Source organism: Pyxidicoccus xibeiensis (assembly GCF_024198175.1).
Classification (GTDB): Bacteria; Myxococcota; Myxococcia; order Myxococcales; family Myxococcaceae; genus Myxococcus; species Myxococcus xibeiensis.
The window spans coordinates 115,133-134,474 of the sequence record NZ_JAJVKV010000002.1; the positions used below are offsets into that span (position 1 = coordinate 115,133).

15 protein-coding genes are annotated in these 19,342 nt (G+C 71.7%); all 15 read right to left on the minus strand.

Going from position 1 to position 19,342, the window contains the following annotated elements:
- Positions 1-32: 32 nt before the first annotated feature.
- Positions 33-2,312, minus strand: a complete 2,280-nt coding sequence (locus tag LXT23_RS08635; protein WP_253979633.1) for a DUF6519 domain-containing protein — start codon at positions 2,310-2,312, stop codon at positions 33-35.
- 10 nt (positions 2,313-2,322) lie between these two features.
- A complete protein-coding gene (locus tag LXT23_RS08640) occupies positions 2,323-4,566 on the minus strand; it encodes a phage tail protein (RefSeq protein WP_253979634.1) in 2,244 nt (747 codons plus the stop codon).
- On the minus strand, positions 4,563-7,475 hold the full coding sequence (locus LXT23_RS50330; RefSeq protein WP_253979635.1) for a putative baseplate assembly protein: 2,913 nt from the start codon (positions 7,473-7,475) through the stop codon (positions 4,563-4,565). The genes LXT23_RS08640 and LXT23_RS50330 overlap by 4 nt, the downstream gene beginning before the upstream one ends.
- 1 nt (position 7,476) lies before the next feature.
- Positions 7,477-10,206, minus strand: a complete 2,730-nt coding sequence (locus LXT23_RS08650) for a putative baseplate assembly protein (RefSeq protein ID WP_253979636.1) — start codon at positions 10,204-10,206, stop codon at positions 7,477-7,479.
- A 1-nt stretch (position 10,207) separates the two neighbouring features.
- On the minus strand, positions 10,208-10,567 hold the full coding sequence (locus LXT23_RS08655; protein ID WP_253979637.1) for a GPW/gp25 family protein: 360 nt from the start codon (positions 10,565-10,567) through the stop codon (positions 10,208-10,210).
- On the minus strand, positions 10,567-10,887 hold the full coding sequence (locus LXT23_RS08660) for a DUF4280 domain-containing protein (protein ID WP_253979638.1): 321 nt from the start codon (positions 10,885-10,887) through the stop codon (positions 10,567-10,569). Before LXT23_RS08660 ends, LXT23_RS08655 begins: the two co-directional genes overlap by 1 nt.
- Entirely contained in the window at positions 10,887-11,384 is a 498-nt protein-coding gene (locus LXT23_RS08665; RefSeq protein WP_253979639.1) for a phage baseplate assembly protein V, read from the minus strand. The genes LXT23_RS08660 and LXT23_RS08665 overlap by 1 nt, the downstream gene beginning before the upstream one ends.
- Positions 11,381-12,523 (minus strand): hypothetical protein, encoded by a 1,143-nt coding sequence (locus LXT23_RS08670; RefSeq protein WP_253979640.1) that lies wholly within the window; start codon positions 12,521-12,523, stop codon positions 11,381-11,383. The genes LXT23_RS08665 and LXT23_RS08670 overlap by 4 nt, the downstream gene beginning before the upstream one ends.
- Before the next feature lie 16 nt (positions 12,524-12,539).
- Positions 12,540-12,830, minus strand: coding sequence for a LysM domain-containing protein (locus LXT23_RS08675; protein ID WP_253979641.1), 291 nt, complete (start codon positions 12,828-12,830; stop codon positions 12,540-12,542).
- A gap of 8 nt (positions 12,831-12,838) precedes the next feature.
- Positions 12,839-13,486, minus strand: a complete 648-nt coding sequence (locus LXT23_RS08680; RefSeq protein WP_253979642.1) for a hypothetical protein — start codon at positions 13,484-13,486, stop codon at positions 12,839-12,841.
- Positions 13,483-13,746 (minus strand): hypothetical protein, encoded by a 264-nt coding sequence (locus LXT23_RS08685; protein WP_253979643.1) that lies wholly within the window; start codon positions 13,744-13,746, stop codon positions 13,483-13,485. Before LXT23_RS08685 ends, LXT23_RS08680 begins: the two co-directional genes overlap by 4 nt.
- Positions 13,737-15,695, minus strand: coding sequence for an ATP-binding protein (locus tag LXT23_RS08690; protein WP_253979644.1), 1,959 nt, complete (start codon positions 15,693-15,695; stop codon positions 13,737-13,739). The genes LXT23_RS08685 and LXT23_RS08690 overlap by 10 nt, the downstream gene beginning before the upstream one ends.
- A complete protein-coding gene (locus LXT23_RS50080) occupies positions 15,692-16,933 on the minus strand; it encodes a DUF4255 domain-containing protein (protein ID WP_323378843.1) in 1,242 nt (413 codons plus the stop codon). The genes LXT23_RS08690 and LXT23_RS50080 overlap by 4 nt, the downstream gene beginning before the upstream one ends.
- Before the next feature lie 1,153 nt (positions 16,934-18,086).
- Positions 18,087-18,818, minus strand: coding sequence for a hypothetical protein (locus LXT23_RS08700; RefSeq protein ID WP_253979645.1), 732 nt, complete (start codon positions 18,816-18,818; stop codon positions 18,087-18,089).
- Positions 18,815-19,339, minus strand: a complete 525-nt coding sequence (locus LXT23_RS08705) for a phage tail protein (protein ID WP_253979646.1) — start codon at positions 19,337-19,339, stop codon at positions 18,815-18,817. The genes LXT23_RS08700 and LXT23_RS08705 overlap by 4 nt, the downstream gene beginning before the upstream one ends.
- Between the last annotated feature and the right edge of the window lie 3 nt (positions 19,340-19,342).

Here is a 19,342-nt window from a genome sequence, read left to right on the forward strand (position 1 = left end):
AGCTCCCTGCTGCCGCTTCCGCGGCACGGACTTCAGATCTTGATGATGAACATGAGATAGGCATTCTCCGGCCGGCTCTCATTGCCTCCCGTGGAGTTGGTGTTCTGATTGGGAAAGGTGAGGGTATGGGAGTGGTTGAACTGGGTGGACTCGGTGTAGTCTCGCCGGCCGAACCAGAGGTAGCGGCTTCCCGATTCGTACCGGATGCTGTTGGTACCGGCCGGAGGCGCGTTAGCGCTGTGCTGCCACGAGTCGTACGCCGATATCCAGTGGATGTGGCTGATGTTGATGGATGAGGACGAGCCAGAGGTCTGGTAGGTGTGGGTGTGCGCACCGAGCTGGTCGCTCTGGTAGGAGCCGACGCGGTCGCCTGCGAGCCCTCCTACCGCGAGGTTGAAACGTGAGCCCCTGTCGGGGTCCGTCGCGGTGCCATGGGCCCAGCCACGAATGAAGCGGCCACGGAGGTCTGGGATGTTGAAGCTGTTGGCAGACCCGTTCCCGCCTCCGAAGGCCTTGCCGATGGCGAGGAAGAGGTTGCGGTGCGGGCTGGCGGGAGCGCCGTCGAGCATGCTCCCGTTGCACTCGAGCCAGCCGATGGGGACCGTCTCGCTGGCGTAGGCCATCACCGTGCCGGGAGGCACGGCCTGGTTCACCAGGGCCTTCACGCCCTGGGACGTGGGTACCGTCTCGCCCAGCTCCTGCGTCGTCATGGCCGTGATGTCGGCCGAGGTGAACCGGGTGATGGCCACGGCGGCCGGCGCCGTGCCGACCTTCAGCGTCGAGTTGAGCGTGGCGGCGGGCGTCACCGTCAGCCCGGTGCCGCCCAGGGTGATGGTGCTGCCATTGTCGGTGATGTTGGAGTTGATGAGCACCGAGCCGCCGGTGGACTGCCACTTGGGCAGCACGTGCTGCGTGCCGGTGCCCTGGACGATGCTGCCCGTGCCGCCCACGAGGCTGCGCAGCGTGGGGAACACGTCGCGGATGTCGCGCAGGTCCGTCACCGGGTTGGAGATGGTGCCGTTCGCCTGGAACTTCGCCAGCGCCAGGGGGGCGTAGAAGTGCTCCTCTCCCGCCGGGGGCTGCTCCTGGCCCACCGCCCAGCCCTCGAGGCCGGACACCGTGCGCGCGGGAATGAGCCAGTAGTCACCCGTCCGGTAGAAGCAGGTCTGGGCGTTGCGCGTCGTCGCGAAGTGGACCGTGATGTCGCGCTCCAGGAGGAGCCGGTCGCCCTGCGTGAAGTCCGGGCCCACGTCGAGCAGCGTGCTGCCGGTCAGGTCCGGGTTCCAGGTGTTGTCCCAGCGGCGGACGGTGCGGTTCGTCCCGGCGAGCGGATTCACGTCCGCGTCGGTGCTCGCCAGCAGCGCCGAGTCGGCGGGCACCTCCAGGTTGAGGGTGTCGCCCACCACGCTGGTGATTTCCCCGAAGACGCCGGGCCGGCGCTGGAGGACGAACTCCTCGTTGCCCAGCTCCACCCGGTGGCCGGGCAGGAAGCTGCTGAAGCTGTCGCGCCCCGTCTGGTCCACCGTGACGCTGAACTGCCACACCTGCACGGGGACGCCGTCACGGGTGACGGAGGCCAGCACGGGCGGCGAGTACGTCGTCACCCGGGCCACCACCGTGCCGTTGTCGCGGGACCACTTGAAGGACGCGGTGCTGGCGTTGCCGCCCCGGTGGATCTCCACGCGGTAGAGCTGGTTCTCCAGCGGCGTGCTGCCGGCCCGCGCGTCCATGGCGCCGGTGCTCGCGGTGCCCGTGGGCAGCCAGTCCGGGCCGTACTGGCTCGGGTTGATGTTGGCCAGGTTGGTGCTCAGGTCGCCGATGCGCTCCACGCGGGCCTGCCAGACGAGCTGGCTGCGCGTGCCCGAGTCCGCGCCGGCCAGGGCCACCTCGCGGATGTTGGGGTCCTCCAGCGAGGTGACGTGGCGCTTCCAGATGTCCAGGTAGAGCAGGTACGCGCCCGCGCCCTGGGCCGGGGGGAGGGCGGCGCCGGGCTGCCTGTCGTACTGGACGGGCCCCTCGCTCTCCACCATGAGCCCGTCCACGTAGTACCGCCCGTGGTTGATGAAGAGCTGGTTCACGTTCTGCGCGTCGGGCGCGTAGAAGACCAGGAAGGCGCCGCGCCCACCGGCGCTCAGGTCCTGCGGCGCGCCGGTGTTGCCGATGATGTCGAGCATCTCGATGCGGTTGCGATGCGCGGCAATCTGCACCTGCTCGTTCCAGTCCGCATCGGTCTGGACGCGCCCCTGCTGCATCAGCACGGAGTCGTAGTGCTTGCCCGGGTCGAAGGTGAAGCGGGTAAAGTCACCCTTCATTGCTGGCTCCTCACGTCACGAAGATGAGCCCGGCCTCGAGGCCCAGGCGGAGATATTCACTGAGGCCCGTCTGTAGATTCAGGGCTCGCTGAGACTGTTCGAGGTGATGGAAGACCCCCATCTCCCCCTCGTCGCTGGCCCCGCGCAGCACCTCGTCCGGCATGTTGGCGGCGAGCTGGCAGTAGCCGGGCTGGCCGTACACCACGGACGTGAAGCGGGGGTTGAGTCGGTAGAGGATGGCCTCGCGGGTGGCCGCGTCCGTCCCGTCGGGCAGCTGCGGCTGGCACTGGAAGCGGGGCGGCAGCTCGGAGTCCGGGGGCGCGTAGGAGAAGCGGGCGCAGCCCGTCTGCCGCCGCTCGCTCATCACCGTGCCGGTGAAGAGCATGTCGCTGGCCAGCTCCAGCACGTCCACGCGGGTGTTGCCCAGGACGGTGCTCGCGCGGGCCCGCATGGCGCCGCCGTGGTGGATGGCGGTGCCCGCCCGGTGGTCGGCGATGCTCTCCTCGAAGTCCAGCACGCAGTCCGCCCCCAGCCCGCCCAGCTCCAGCCCGCCGACGATGCTGCGGCGCACCGTGCAGCTCACGGCCATGGGCGCGGCGTCGCCCTCGCCTCCGCCTCCCGCCGCGACGATGCGCAGCCGCGCGCCGGGGTGGCCCGGCGTCTCCGGCACCAGCGTGCAGTGGACGAGCGAGACGGCCGTCGGGCCCTCCGGCGCCACGGACACCACCACGTCGCCGCCGTGAAGCCACAGGCCGTTGAGCGTCAGGCTCGCGTGGCGCTCCAGGGTGATGTGCAGGTCCCCGCTCAGCGAGATGACGGGGCGCTGCCGGTTGGCCGCGCGCAGCTCCAGGTGCTTGCCCTCGGGGACGGTGATGGACAGCTCGTCCGGGTCCACCGCGTGGATGGCGTTGTCGAGCACCTCGATGACGGCCCCGGGGGTGTTGGGGGTCTCCGCCAGCCACTGGATGATGCGTGCCCGCAGGCCCGCCGCCGGGCCCGCGTCCGCGTGGACGGGGTAGTGGCTGAAGCCGGGGCGGTCGGGCAGCTCGGCGTGGCGCTCGTAGGTGCCTCCGCCCACGTCGCTGCTGAAGCCGTAGTGGTAGCTGACCAGCACCTGCTCGCTGGCCGCGGGCTCGTTGCCGGGCGTGAAGACCAGCCGGCCCAGCTCGGGGTCCACCAGGGCGGTGATGGGCTTCTGCACGGTGCCCCCCGACACCGGGTAGTACGTGCGCTGCCCCGGGGGGCGGAGCCAGCCCGGCTCACCACACCGGGCGAGGTTGGCGATGAGGATGCCGGAGGGGGACAACTCCTTGAGCCCGCCGCTGGGGCCGCGCGTGTAGATGCGGAAGGGGGGCTGGTCCCCGAACCAGGCGGGCAGCGGGTCCACGCCGTCCACCTCCGCCTGCCGGCGCGCCTCCAGCTCCAGGTAGAGCGCGCTGCGGCGCAGCTGCCCCGGCAGGTGGTGCTCCTGCGCCAGGCTGGCAGCCTCCAGCTTCGTCTGCGGGAAGTTGAAGAGGGGCAGATCCCGCCCGAGCTGGTTGAAGTGGTACCAGCTGTACGGCGTCTCGCCGTCCTGGGCCTCGTGCGGCACCGCGGGGGCCAGGGTGACGGGCCAGGCCCGCAGCCGCCAGAGGAAGACGCTGACCGTCTGGAGGTTGTAGCGCCCGCGATCTCTCTGGGTGAGCACCTTGACGGGCTCCGTCGGCGGGCTCACGGCCTCCTGGAGGCCGGGCTCCGGGGCGCGGTTGAGGCCGCGCACGTCCAGCGTGTGGCTGGCGCGCTCGAAGGGGCCGTACAGGCGGTCCATCTCGTTCGCGTTGCGCAGCGACGGCGTGCGCACCGAGCCCGGGCGCGGGTGCTTGATGTGCTGCGTGGTGGAGACCTGCTGGAACATCTCCAGCACGCTGGCGTGCCAGCCCGTCAGGTCTTGCGCCACCTGCTCCATGGCGGCCGGCGTGCCCTTGCGCCGGCGCAGGGCAATGGCGTTGGCCACGTAGGCGCGCAGCGTGTACGCCGTCGGGTTCATCGCGCGCAGCCGGGCGATGCCGACGAGGTCGCCCACGTAGGGCACCACCCACTCCTGGCTCGTCTCGATGAACCAGTTGCGGTACAGGCGGCCCACGTCGTCGTGGAGCTCGCTGGCGAGCTCCTCCGCGACGGCCATCAGCGCCCGGAGGGGCTCGCCCTCCTCTCGGTCCCGGATGCGGACGTGCGCGGGCAGCCAGGAATACAGCAGGTCCGGGTCCAGGCTCATGAGGCCACCTCGTCACGGTTCGTCAGCACGAGCCCGAGCGGTGAAGGGTCCAGCAGCAGCAGCTGCGCCGGCCGGATGACCAGCGCCTCCGGCTGGAGGAACCGGGCCCGGGCGTTCACCGTGTCCTCCTCGCTCCACCGCGCCTCCTCGGCGGACAGCCACGCCTCCACGCCCTCGGGAGCCTGCGGGTCCCCCGGGTCGCCCCGGGCCAGGCCGTCCAGGTCCACGAAGTCCACGCCGGGGACGCCCTGGAGCAGCGCCACCACCTCCGCCGCGGACACGCCCTGGCCGAAGGCGCGTCGCTCGAAGGAGAAGGCGTCCGTCAGCGCCGCGCGGGCCGCCGCGACGACGTCCTCGAAGCGGTAGTCCGCGGACGTGCGCAGCGTCGCGGCCACGCGGAACCAGGTGGGCTCGAAGCCGGCCAGCTCCACCGGCGTGGTGGTGTCCCGGAGGTCGTCCAGCGCCTTGCGCAGGGCGTCCAGGATGACGGCGTCGTCGGGGGTAGGGGTGCCGTCCGCCAGCGCCAGGGTGAGGTGCAGGCGCTGCGTCTCGCCCCGCCGCAGGAAGGTGGCGCGGGCCTTGCCGATGCCGGCGAAGGACTGGGCGAAGGTCTCGTAGTCCATCACCGAGACAATCCGGTCCAGCGTCAGCACGGAGACCGGCACGTCGTGCCGCGCGAGGGCGCCGTCGTCCGGGGCCTCGGCGCCCGAGGCCGGCAGCGGGTTGGTGACGGCGCGCAGGCCGAAGGGGCGCGTCTGGAAGAGGGACAGCTTCCCGGCGGAGACGGCGCCCTCCGCGCCCAGCCCGCTGCGATACGTGGCGACGACGTTCTCCTCGCCCGTGGGCAGGCGCGCGCCGTGGATGCCGTCACCGAAGATGACAGTCGTCCGCCCCTGGTCGTCCCGCTGGGTGAGGTACACCCGGTCGCGGGGCCCGTGGTCGTGGAAGGACTCCACCTCGCGCCACGCCACGCCGTCCACGCGGACCTCCAGCGTGTTGCGCCGGCCGGTGGGCGTGGCCGCGGACACCCACGTCAGCGGCGAGCGCTTGAGCGTGAAGCGCTGGTTGGGCTGGCTGCCGTCACCGCTGCCGAGCACCTCGCGCGCCGTCTCTCCATGGGTGGCGACGGCGACGTTGCCCTGCAACACGGTGGTGGCCCGGTCGTACCAGTACTTCAGCGGCTCCGTGAAGACGAGCTGGGTGCGGGTGAGCGTCTGGTTGACGCCCTTGAGCCGCACGAGCTCGGAGACAGTCGGGTCGCCCGGCTCGGCGGGCTCCAGGCGCAGGGCGCCGGGTTGCAGCTCCACCTGGCCCTCGAAGCCTCCGGCGTCGAGCAGGTGCCACACCCGCGTCTCGCCCTCGCCGCCGCTGTCGCCGGTGGTGGGACGGGTGAGGACGAAGAGGACCTCGTCCTTCGCGTAGGCGGCCCGCACGCCGCTGGCGGCGGTGAGCGACAGGCCGTCCTCCAGCATCACCCGGGCGCGCAGCCGCTTCCCGCTGATGGCCAGGACGCGGCCCGCGGTCAGCTCGGTCACCACCCGGTCCAGGCTGACCTTGTCCGCCTCGTCCAGCGCCCCCTCGCCGCCGCTGGCGCGCACGTCGGGGAAGGGCGCGAGCAGGTGGGTGCCCCACGTCGCGTTGACGAGGGGGCGCCTGCCGGGCGCGAGCGGCTCACCCTGGCCCAGCGCGATGATGCTCCGCCGGGCGCCCTTGAGGGCATCGTCGATGGTCGCCGCGTCCTCCGAGCCCACATGCGGTGACAGCTCGACGGCGGTGCACCGCGCGGTGAGCGCGAAGTTGGTGTAGCTGGAGGCCTTGACGGACTGCACCCAGCACAGCTGCACCGTGGCGCCCAAGACGAGCAGCATCCACGTCCGGGGCAGGATGCGCGGGTAGAGGGCATCCAGGTTGAGGAAGCCGTCGCCGGTGAGCGCCACGCCGAAGGCGGGCCACTCGGTCAGGTTGGCGGGCGCGTTGGGGGGCGCGTAGGCGGTCCGGTAGCGCTGCTGCACCTCCTGCGGCATGGTGAACCAGTCGGGCGCGTTGTGGCCGAACACCGCCGCCCGGTGGCGCATCGCGAAGACCTTCGTCCCGCTGCCGGGCGACTGGCTGGAGCCGCCTCCCGGAGACGCGTCGGAGGGCGTGAAGGTGACGAGCGTGCGCTGCGCCACCGCGTCCGGGGTGACGGTGGCCACGGTGCGCATCTCCCAGGCGTCGCTGTCCTCGTCCGTCTCCCGCGCGCTGCCCAGCAGCAGCAGGGTGTCTCCGGAGGAGAGGTTCGTCTGCACGCCGTCCAGCCACAGCGTCTGGGAGCCGAGCTGGACCTCCTCGGGCACGGAGGTGATGGGCAGCAGCTGGTTCAGCCGCCGGCGGGCCACGAGGCGCTCGGTGGTCTCGAATGTCTGCGGCCGCTCGTTCTGTCCGGGGATGCTCAGCACCCGCACGCCGGGCTCCACCAGCACCTGCTCGGGCGCGCCGGCGGCCTCCTCCACGGTGAAGGCCAGCCACGTGGCCGCGGCCAGGCCGGGGCTCAGCTCATGGCCCAGCGCGCGCGCCAGCTCCCGCACGGAGCGCGGCTCCGTGGCGGTGCGCAGGAAGCCCTCGTTGGCGATGCGCTCCTGGTAGAAGGTGAGGACGTCCGCCACCATGGAGAAGGCGTCGAGCAGCGCCACCGTGGGGTCTCTCTCGCTGTGCGTGGCGAGCCCGGCCAGCGGGCGGGTGCCGCCGTGCGGGCCGTCCGGCAGCGTCTGCCAGGGCAGCCGCTCCAGCATGCGCCGCAGGAAGACGTCGTGCGTGCCCACGCGGTAGCTGAGCTGCGAGCGCTCGGGCGGGTTGTGGAGGGGCGCGGCTTCCGTGGGCTCGCTGGCGCAGCCGCAGTCGACGCAGTCGGTGGGGGATGAGGTGGCCACGTTACAGTCCTCCCTCCATGTAGAACTCGAGGCGGCCGTTCTCCGGGCGGCCCGCGTCGTTGTCCAGGCGGGCAATCTCGAGCGGACCGATGGGAATCAGCCCCTGCGACAGCTCGCCGGCCTGGGGCACGCCCCAGCGGTGGAAGCGCCGCAGGCGGCCGGGCGGTGGGGACTCGCCGCTGTTGTCGGTGAAGTCCACCCAGCTCACCCCGGGCACCGCCATGGCGGTGGCGATGAGCTGGCTGAGGAGGACGGCCTGGCCGAAGCTCCACCGGTCCGGGTGGAAGAAGCCGCGCGTGCCGTCATTCAGCACGGTGTTGCTGAAGGCCTCCAGCAGCGCCTTGCGCACGGTGCTGCGCAGGTAGTCGCTGGCCACGTGCACGGTGAAGGCGATGTCCAGCGGGACATAGCGCGGGCTCTCGATGTGCACGTCGTGCCGGGTCATCCGGTAGCGCTCCAGGAACGCGCCCAGGCGTCCCCGGAACTCCTCGTCCACGGGCAGGCCGCCCACGCGGTCCACGAAGACGAAGACGGTGTGCCAGCTGCCCGTCCACCGGAAGACGGCGGCGGCCTTCTGCACCTCTGGGTGGCGCTCGGCGACGGCCGCGTAGTCCGCCTCCGTGACGGCCCGCTCCTGGGTGCGGAAGGCGGTGGGGGCCAGCAGGCGCACCTCGTCCGTCGTCTGCGGCTCGCGGCCGCCTACCGCGGGCAGCGGGTTGCGGACCCGGAGGATGCCCTTCGTCGCGTCGACGTGCGTCGCCACGCTGGCGAGCCCGGCGCTGGTGAGCGGGGTGAACACGACGTGGCGCAGCGCCTCGGCGCTGACGTTGCCGCGGCTGCCGTTGCCCACGCGGTAGTGGGCGGCGAAGCGGGTGCCGCTCAGCGGCCGCCGTCCCTTGAGGTCGTCACCGAAGCGCAGCGACGCGCGCTCCTGGTCGTCCACCTCCACCACGAACTCCGAGGCGAAGCGGTCGCTGCCGAGCAAGTCCCGGCGCGGGTACCACGTCTCCTGGACGCCGCTGCCACCGCCGGGCAGCCCGGCGCGCTGCTCCGACAGCAGCACCGCGGGCTGGACGTTGCGCAGCTCCCACTGGAGCGCATGGGAGGCGGGGGCGTCCGGGTCCAGCGGCACCAGCACGCCGCGCCGGTTTCGGACGCGGCCCTGCTGCGTCAGCGGGGCCTGCCGCAGGCGGGGCGGGGACAGCTCCACGCGGGGGCCCACCTCCAGCTCTTCTCGCGGCAGCACGGTGCGCCCGTGGTCGACGACGACCACGTTGCCCCGCGCCACGCACAGGGGCAGCGGCTCGGTGCCGTCGCGCGCGGGCACGGTGCCCAGGCACAGGTCGAAGCCCAGCGCGTCCGCGTCCGACCAGCCCACCTCCACCACCTGGAGCGGGTGCGGGTTGGGCGTGGCCTCGGTGTAGGGCAGGCCGGTGGCCTCGTCGAAGAGCGGGTCCGTCGTGTACGTCACCGACGTGAGCCGCACGACCTGGCGGCGCTCCGGGCGGGCCTCGCCCTCGTCACCGCGCGCGGGGCCGCGGACCTCCTCCAGCAGCAGCAGCTCCCCCACGGAGAGCTTCACGCCGCCGTCCGGCAGGTGGCCGTCCTTGTTGCGCAGGGTGGCGTGCGTGGCGCCCTTCTCGAGGCGGGCCGTCGGCTCGCCCCAGGTGTAGAAGGGGATGAGGTTGCGCTCCTTGCGCAGCAGCGCGTCGTGCAGCGGCTCGAACACCTCCGCGCGTGAGTACAGCCGCAGGTCGAGCTGGTCCTCGCGCGCGGCCACCGGCAGCGTCTCCACGGCGGTGAGCAGCTGCACCACCACGTCCGGCCCGTGCGACAGGTAGAGGGGCGGGTCCCCCGCGCCGGAGCCCACCTCCAGCACGACGAAGGAGCGCGCGTTGCTGCCATCGTGCATCAGGAAGTCGAGCAGGCGCGCATGCCGGCGGACGGAGATGCGCTGCCGGGCCGTGCCCAGGTAGGCCTCGGTGGCGACGGCGTCCTGGTAGTAGCTGAGGTAGTCGCCAGCGGCGGCCAGCGTCTCCACCAGGGTGACGCCCAGGTCGGCCGGGTTGCGCTCCTTCCAGTCCGGCAGCAGCGTGGACAGCCTGTCCAACATCAGCCGGCGAAAGCTGGCGTAGTCCTTCGCCAGGTAGTCGATCTCCGGCTCCTCCGCCACGGCGCGCACCGTGGGGGCGGCGGGGCCGCAGTCGAACTCGCTCTCCAGCACCTGGAAGGAGAAGTCCAGCCCCTGCAGCTGCCGGTCGAGGAGGACGCCGGGCGGCGAGGTGAGGGTGAGGTTGTACGTGGACAGGTCTCCGCGAGACCAGGTCCGGACGACCAGCACTCGTGCGGGCACGGGGGAGGCATTCGGGGCCGCCGGGTCGTACTGGTCCCTGCGCTGGAGGTACGCCGCGAGTGCGTTCGCATGGACCTGGCTCCAGCCGAACCGGAGCCAGGCCCGGGGAACTCCCAGCTGGGGCAGCAGCGCGCTGGCCACCACCGTCCACTGGACGGGGATGGAGGTGAGGCGGGCCCCGCCCCGGATGGCCACCAGGCCGGGCTCCATGCTGCCGAGGCCATCCGGCTTCAGCATGTAGACGAGCAGGTACGCCCCCGGGTCGTCCGGGGTGATGGAGGGGAGCACCTCCACGTAGTCGATGCCGTTGAGGGGCTGCTGGCTGGCGCGGACCTGGTTGCGGCGGGTCTCGCTCGCGCTGGCGTTGGAGGGAGCCATGTCAGACCTCGCGGGTGATCTGCGTGACCTGCCGCTGCTGGGTGCGCCGGACGACGTACTGCACCGTCACCTGGAGCACCGAGTCCACGGCCCGCACGTCCACCGCGTTCACCTGGATGACGTCCCCCAGCCACTGCTGCAGCGCGCCCTGGATCATGAACTGCGTGGCGGAGGCAATCTCGTCGCTCAGGGGCGAGAAGACCATCTGCCGCACGGCGGTGCCGAAGGCGGGGCGGTTGATGCGCTCGCCCGGGGACGTGAAGAGGAGCTGCTCGATGAGCTGCTTGATGTGGTCGTCCGTGTCGGCGGTGGCGGTGCGGCCGCGGCCATCGAGGCGGAAGGGAAAGCCGAAGTTCGTCATCACATCCCCCTGGCCCGCACCTGCGTGACGGTGACCATCAGCGGAGTGCCGTTGGGCGTACAGATGGCCTGGCTGTCCTGCAGCAGCAGCGGCTGGCCTCCGGAGCGCACCCGCGTGGCGGCCACCGTCCACTGCGCGGTGATGCACGGCATCGGGCCGCCAGGGGTGGTGAAGGGGCAGGCGCTCACCGTGTACATGTTGGACTGGACGACGGTGGGCTGGCCGGACACCCGCACGCGCGGGTTGGTGACCGCGGGCTGGGCCTGGCCGGCGTGCGCGCACATCACCGTGGCGCCCATGTGGAGCAGGAAGCCGGGCATCAGACCACCTCCAGCGCGCCGTCGTTGATGCTCACGCTCGCGGGCGTCAGCGCAATCTTCGCGGCGCCGTTGGAGATCTCGATGCCCGAAGGGCCGAGGACGATTTTGAGCGGCGTCGCCACCACCGGAGGCATCACCTCCAGGGTGACGCCGCCGGCGCCCGGCAGCTCGTTCACCGTGAGGGTGACGCCGTTCGTCTTGAAGACCTTCATCGCTTCGATGGCGGGCTGCGCGGGCACCTCGCCCGTGCCCCAGAAGCAGCCGGTCCAGATGGGGTAGTCCGGGTCGCCGCCCTCGAACTCCACCCAGACGTTGGCGCCGACGGGAGGCAGGGCGAACATCCCCACCTGCGGGCCCGCGAAGGGCGTGCAGGGCATGGCCCAGCTCAGCGTCCCGTCGCCCAGCACCGCCGGCACGCCCACCTGGACGCGCCCCAGCATCAGCGGGTCCACGTTGTTGACGATGCGGCCACGGAACTTCCCGAAGTAGCGATTCATGGTCTGACCACCGGAGTCGTGGAGCCGTAGCCTTCGCGCGTCAGCGTGAAGCGCTGCGTGTAGTCCCCTCGCTTGATGGAGTGGGAGACCCGCTTGACGTAGTAGAGGCCGTCGTGGAGGTAGCCGGCGCCGCGCACGCCCACCACGCCGCGCGGCTGGAGCAGCGTGCCGTAGCGCGTGACGTCCAGCTCTCCCGTCGCCGTCAGCACCTGGTCCGCGGAAGCATCCGTGCGCCCCTGCGCGCGCGCGAGCGCCTGGGTATAGGTGAGCCCCGCGACATCCTCCATCCGCTGCTGCCGGACGTGGGGGAACTGCGCCACCACCGCGGGCAGCGCCGCCATGGGCGGCAGGCGCAGGGGGGCGAAGGTCTGGAAGGGGAGCGTCTGGTGGAGCTGCCTGTCCCGCACCTGGCCCGAGTACGTGCTCTGCGCGAGCGCGTTGTACTGGAACTGGATGGAGGACACGTTGGTGGCCATGCCCATGTTCACCGACAGCGCCGGCTGCGGTACGTCGAACCGCTTGGGCGGGCCCCACCAGGCGACGCTCGTCATCGGGGCGGGGCCGGGGCTCAGGTAGAAGACGTAGCCGTGCCGCGCCGCGAGCCGCTGCAGGAAGGCCAGGTCCGTCTCCGTCTGCACGGGAGTCCGCTCGATGGGCAGCGGCGGGTCGATGACCAGCGGCGGGGTGACGAGCGGGATGAGGCCGTGGTGGGCGTAGCTCCCGATCAGCTTGAAGGCGATGAGCGTTTCGTCCTGGGCGGGGTGCTCCACCCGCTTGTCCTCCAGGTCCATCAGCACGCTGAGGTCCTCGCCCGTCAGCGTGAGGCGCGACTCGCCGGGCTGGTCGCTGGGCGAAAACTGGATGTTGGTGATGACGCCGTCCATGAGGACGGAGGGCATCAGGTTCACCGTCATCACGAGCACGACGCGGTTGAAGGGCTTGACGAGGGAGCTGGCGAGCAGGGCCGTCTCCAGGGCATCGCCCTGTCCGGTGCGTCCCACCTGGAAGGTGAGCTGGAAGCCCGAGCGTCCCTCGTCGCCGTGCTCGACCTCGGCGCTCTCCAGCGCCTCCAGGACGAACGGCGGCACGGGCGCGGCCACGGTGGGCCCCATCATCACGGTCAGGTGCGTCCCCAGCACGGTGGCTCCTCGACGCTCAGGGGCGCGGCATGGGGATGCGCACGAGCTGCTCCGGCGTGCGCTCCAGCTCGAAGGGGCTCAGGGCGTGGTTGGCGTCGCAGATGCGCCAGTACTGCTCGGGGTCCCCGAGCGTGCGGGCGGCGAGCAGGTCCAGCCGCTCGCCCTCCACCGGCAGCACCTCGCTCAGCGTGAGCAGCTCCGACGGCTGCGCGATGAAGCGGCGCCGCTTGTAGGCGATGGTCCGCCCCGACGGACTCGTGTACGTCGCGGTCTCCAGGTTGTGGTAGCGGCTCTTCAGCTCCAGCATGGTCCACCTCAGAAGAGTTTGACGTTGCCACCCATCGCTGCCGCCACGCTGCTGCCCGCCCCGACGGTGGCCAGGGTCTCCTTGACCACCTGGTGCGTCAGGAAGAGGGCGTAGCCGGGGTGGGTGATGGACAAGTCGTTGTAGCTCAGCACCCGCAGCGACAGGGACACGCGGGCCCGCAGGGGATTGAGGTCGTTGTCGTAGGCCTCTTCGGTGACGGTGAAGTCGGACACCCGCACCGGCAGCACGCGCTTGGCGCCCCAGATGAAGAGGGTGAGCGGCGCCATGGGCGGGACTATCTCCAGGCTCCCCGTCGCCATGAGGACGGTGTTGGCGATGACGAGCGCGCTCTTGGGGTAGAGCATCATCTCCAGCGACGCGAGCTGGGGGTGGATGCCCGTGGCCGTCGCCACCGGGTCGTCGCCCTCCAGCTGGTCGGTGGCGTCCAGCTCCACGTCCAGCTTGATGGTCTCCACGGGCGCCCCGCGCAGGCGCAGCGCCTCCGAGCGCGAGGCATTCTCCCCGGCGCCCTGCATCTGGAGGGTCCGCGACAGGGTGTCCGGGTTGTATTGGAAGATGATGGAGCCCGCGAGCGCGTTGAACGTGTCGACGCTGACGAGGGCGCCCTTGAGCATCCGTGGCGAGCGGGGCGTCATTTCCAGCCTCCATGCAGCGTCCGCGCGAGCTGCGTGCCCAGCTGCTCGGACTTCATTCCGGGCGTCACGGTGATCGGGGCGGGGCTGTAGCGCTCGAAGCGCTCCGGGCTCGCGAGCAGCGTCTGGAGTCCCTCGCTGGCCACCAGCGTCTGGAGCTCGCGCTGGAGCGCCTCGGCCACCGCGTGGCGGTCCGCGACGTCGACGCCGTGCAGCACCAGCTCCTCGATGTGGATCTCGATGTCCTGGGGCTTCACGTCCATCCCGCCACCTCCGCGTCCGTCAGGGGTTTCTCCAGCTTGGCGTACTCCATGCGGGTGGCACGGAGCAGGTGGCCCATGCCCACCGGGCTGCCCTCGGCCGCGGCGATGAAGGCGGCGTTGAGGGCGATGTTGCGGATGTTGCCGCCGGCCATGTTCACCCGGGCCAGGCGCGGGTAGTCCAGGCCGTTGAGCGGGGTGCGCTTGGGGAAGACGCGCCGCCACAGCTCCTGCCGCTGCTCGGCGTCCGGGAAGGGGAACTGCACGACGAAGCGCAGGCGGCGCATGAAGGCCACGTCCAGCGCGCTCTTGAAGTTCGTGGTGAGGATGGCGAGCCCGCGGTACGCCTCCATGCGCTGGAGCAGGTAGCTCACCTCCAGGTTGGCGTACCGGTCATGGCTGTCGCGCACCTCGCTGCGCTTGCCGAACAGGGCGTCCGCCTCATCGAAGAGGAGGATGACGCCGCCCTCGTCCGCGGCGTCGAAGATGCGGCGCAGGTTCTTCTCCGTCTCGCCGATGTACTTGCTCACCACCTGGCTCAGGTCGATGCGGTACAGGTCGAGCCCCAGCTCGGCGGAGAGCACCTCGGCGGCCATCGTCTTGCCGGTGCCGCTGGGCCCGGAGAAGAGGGCGCTGATGCCCAGGCCGCGGTGGCCGCGCTCGGCGAAGCCCCACGTGTCGTGGACGTGCGCGCGGTGGCGGACCTGGGTCGCCAGCTCGCGCAGGAGCAGGAGCTGTTGCGGCGGCAGGACGAGCTCCTCCCAGCCCGCCGCGGAGTCGATGCGCTGCGCGAGGTCATCCAGGCGCGGCCGGGACTGGCTCCGGCAGGCGGCCCAGAGGGCCTCGTCCAGCGGCAGCTCGGGGCCCGTCGTGGCCAGGGCCTCCGCGCAGGCGGAGCGCAGGGCGAGGGGGCCCAGGTGGAACTGGGCCGTGAGCTCGTCGATGCGGGCGTCGAGCCCGGTGGCCGCGGTGCCCAGGTGCTGCTGGAAGAGCAGGCGGCTCTCGTCGGCTTTGGGCGCGGAGACCTGGAGGCGCAGGCTGGCGCGTCCGGGAAGCGACGGCGCGTCGGAGCCGCTGATGACCAGGTGGCAGCGGAGCGTCTCCGCCAGGCTCGTGGCCGCGCGCTGCAGCTCCGGCGACTCACCCTCCGGCCACTCCAGCACCAGGGCGCTGTTGAGCAGCAGGGACTCCCGCTCCCACAGCCGCTGGAGCGCGGTGGTGTCCTGGGCCGCCGACGGCAGGCCCGAGGGCCGCAGCCGGTGGATGGCCATGCCCAGGTGCCGCGCCGCTTCCATGGCAATGCTGCGCCGCTGGATGCGGTCTCCGCCGCACAGCACGGGCAGGGCCTGGGCGGGAGGCGTCCACAGGTCCGCGAGCCGCGTGACGAGGGGCTGCTGCGAGGGCACCACCTCGCTGTCCCCGACGAGGGGCTCGACGAGCCCTTCGAGTCGCGGCTCCCGCTCCTGGATGCCCACGAGGTGGTGCAGGATGCGCTCGTCGATGCGGAGCGGGGCCTGGACCAGGCTGTCCGCGTCACCCGTCTCCACGAGCCGCCAGCGCCGCAGGGGCGCGCTGGGCCCGAGGGCGCTCCAGTGGCCCCCTGGCAGCATCGCGAGGGCCAGGCCGAAGGTGGGCAGCGTCTTCCGGGCCTCTCCCTGGACCCGCGCGAGCAGGGCGGCGAAGCCTCCGTCGAGCTCCACGCCCGCGCACAGCAGCAGCACGGCCCGCTCGAAGGGCGACAGCCCGAAGACCTGGGTGACCTGGTCCAGGCTGGAGACGAAGCCGGGGGCGGAGTCCTCGGAGGACAGCTCGACCGGCGGGGCCTCCCCGGTGCCCGACGCACCCTCGGCGCCCGCCTCCAGGCGCTGCTCGAGCCAGGCGCGCAGCCGCCCGAGCGCCGCCACGAGGTAGCGCTGGTTCTCCTGATGCCAGGTGCCCTCGCCGAGGCTCATGTCACCTCCAGCTCGGGCCCGACGAACTTCGGGGGCGTGGAGGCGCGGTCGACGACGAGGCTGTCCACGCCGTCCACGCGCAGCCGCAGCCGGTACTTCCCGGGGGTGAGGCCCTTGAGCGTGAAGGACAGCGTGGAGCCCTGCACCGCGAGCGCTTCGGCCTTGAACTCCCTGTCTCCGACGATGAGGGACACGCGCTGGTCCGGACGGACCTGGGGTGACACCGTCGCCGTCAGCGGGAGGATGCCGTCACCATTCGGGCTCCCCTGCGTGGGGGAGATGGACTGGAGGACGGGCGCGAGCATGAACGGGAGCGCGTTGGTGACGTACTCGGACTCACCGGGCTGGCGGGTGAGGGCGAGCGCCAGGGTGTAGACGCCTGCGGGCAGGCTGGCCTGGGCCGAGGCGTCCGCGGGCAGGGTGAAGGAGGCGGAGCGGGCGGAGACCGGGCCCGGAGTGAAGTACTGCGGGCCGCTCCACCGGCTGTGGGTGAGGGCGACGCGCGCCGGCCCGTCCGTGAGCCGGTGGCCGGTGATGGAGATGACGTCACCCAGGCGCGGGCCCGGCTGCTGGTGCGGGAAGGAGAGCGACTCCAGTCCCGGAGTGACGGGCGTGAGGTCCGGCTGGACGGTGATGCCCGTGTTGGCCGTGCCCCGGGTGAGCACGGGCAGCGCGGCGCGCGCGGGCCGGGTGCTGTCGATGAGCACGACGGATGCCTGCCACGCCATCGACAGCCGGTATGGCTTCTGGAACATGCTCCAGAGCTTCGACATCTCCTCCACCGAGGGGACGTGGGGCGTCAGGCGGATGCGCTCCACCTGCTCGTGCACGTCGGAGTGGGGCAGCGCGGCCTGGAGCTCGCTGGCGCTGAGGATGGTGTGGTCGTGCAGCACGCTGAGCGCGCGGCCGAGGAGCCGGTGCGCCTCGAGCCCGTCGTCATTCGGGGTGTAGACGGTGAGGAGGTAGTAGAGGTCGAGCGCCAGCGGCGGAAAGCCCTGCTCCCCGCGCTTCACCTGACTGGGGAGGGCCTCGTTGCGCCAGGCGGCGTTGGGGACGGCCTGGTAGAGGAAGAGGTTGAGCTGGTCGATGCTGTCCATCGCCTGAGGACGCGCGAACTCGGGCGAGTTGAACGTGACGCCCACCTCGTACTCGAAGCCCCAGGGCGCGCTCTGGAGGCCCTTGAGCAGCAGGTGCCGGAGCGCCGAGGTGACGGTGGCGATGGCGAGATGGTTGCTCACGAAGCACCCCCTCCTCGCCGCTTGAGATACGCCTCCAGGGACATGGCGGGTGTGGACCGGGGGGCCTGTCTCTGCGGCGCGGCCGGTGCCGGCGTCGTCGCCCGGACTTCAATCCGACCGATGGTGATACGGACCGTGGGGGCCTCGCGGGTCGTGGCGGGCTGCTCGGGGCTCGGCGCGCTCGGGCGGGCCGCGCGCCCGGTCTCGAGCTCCGGCGTGCGCCACCGGGCAGGAGTCTCCGGGGCACGAGGGGCTTCGGCTGCTTCTTCCAGCGAGGTCCGCGGCGTGCGCTGAGGCGTGGGGCTCGATGACGGGAGCATCACCGACGGCCGGGGAGCCTCCTCGGACGCCGCCAGTCGTGCCTCCACGCTGCTCGTGGATGCTGGCGACGCGGTCCCCGCCGCAGGGGCGCTCAGGGGCCGAGGCTCCAGGAGGTGCGCGGCAGCCAGCTCCCGCCCGTGCTCCGCTCGAAGCAGCGGAGCCTCTTCCCGGGTGTCAGGGCGCCGTGGAGCGCTGGAGGAAAGCAGGGGCGCATCCTCGTGTTGTCTCGAAGGAGCGGGCGCCTCGGGCTGGCGTGATTCGCCAGACGGAAGGAGGGGTGCCCCCTCCTCCATCCGAGAAGAGGCGGTAGCGCCAGGACCCTGTGCAGGGCTGGCAACGGGCAGCGGATGACCGGCTCGCTCCCGCGCAGTGGCAGGCAGGTCCTGACGCTGAGCGCCGTCGGATTGCCGTGCGACGTTCGCGCTCATGGCGCCCGGTGCATCGGCGGCCGGGCTGCCTGCCAGGTCTCGAGGCTCGGGCTGGGAAAGGGGACTCGCGTCGTCAGCGGTGAGCGGAATCCGCGCCTCGACCTGACCGGTCCGCTGCACCTGGAGACCGGAGTCCCGCACGGGCAGCGGCGCGTTCGGCGTGGAGCGGGACTCCTGGCCGGGTGCTGCTCGTGCGTGCCCTGGCGCCGGGAGCTCGACATCCTGCTCCACGAGCCCCGGCTCCTCCGCATGTTCCACTGGCAACACCGGCCGGAGCGAGGACGCGTGCGCGGCCAGGTCGGGAGCGCTGCCAGGGCCGAGCGGTGCGAACCGGCCGGGCAGCCGGGGACGGAGGGTGGCCTCGCCCTCGCGTCCAGCGTTGAGCAGCCGCGCCAGGAAGTCACTCATGCGGCAACCAGGTCCAGGTAGATTTGGCGCTTCCAGGGACTCATCGCCAGGACGTCCCGCTCGCTCCAGCCGTAGTGCCTCGCCAGCTCGTGCACCTCGTGCAGCATGCGGCGGGCCCACGCATCGAGCTTCGCCCAGAGGAACGCATCCACCTCCAGCGCGGAGGACCACTTGTGGCCACAGCCGCCACACGCGAGCTGGAAGTCAATCGTGGCCAGCGGATCCAGCTCCTCCATGCGCGTGACGAGGCGCGCCTGCACGTCCGAGGGCGCCGCGAGGATGCTCACGGGCTCCTCACCCCGGCGGCACTCGAAGACGCAGCGCTGGAGCAGCAGGCGCCGCGCGGACTCCGGGTCGCGCTCGTCGTGGGCGGCGTCCACGTCCAGCTCGCTGGGCAGCCGGAAGTGCATGTCCCACTCGTCGACCTGGAGCCGGGCTTGCTCGGCGGCGAGGGAAGGCTCCCCCCCGAGGAGGTCCGCCACGTCGACTTCCAGCTCGAGCGCCTGGGCACAAGCGGGACACGCCGTCCGGCAGTCGAGCCTGGGACCGAAGAGCGTTGCATGCAGGCGGAGCAGCACGGAGTTGGCGCGGCCCACCGGGAGCTGCGCGGGGTGGAATGCCCCCCGCGCTCCGGCGGACGCCAGCAGCTCACGGCGGCGCCGGCGGGGCGGCCCGGGCACCGCGCGCTCCCAGAGCTGGAGCCACTCCGTGCCGCCCGCGAGACTCATTCAGGCTCACCGAAGCTGGGCTCGGCCGGCTCCTTCACCTCGTAGTCCCGCTCCCAGCCTTCGTTCTCCAGCTTGAGCGTCTGGATGGCGATGGCGTTGGCGTTGGCATCCAGCTCGGGGACGGCCTGGAACTCGGACACCCAGCAGCGGAAGAGCTTGTACGAGAGCACCAGCTGCCCGGCCTCGTTGTACAGCTCGATGATGATGTCCTTGCGGAAGTCCTTGAGGGACACCTCGGAGCCCAGGCCGGAGCCCAGGTTCCAGACCTTGTTGGCCCACTTCTCGAACTCGGTGTCGTGGGTGACGCCGCGCTCGAGCGTGACGGCCTCGTACTCGGAGCGGCCGGGGGACTTGCGGCTGGTGCTGGGGTCGCCGCCGTCGCGGTGCTTGACCACCTCGGTGGTGCGCTTGAGGGCGCCCACCTTGCTGACGCCGGCCACATAGCGCCCGTCCCACTTCACGCGGAACTTGAAGTTCTTGTAGGGGTCGAGCCGGTGCGTGTTCACACTGAAAGTCGCCATGGT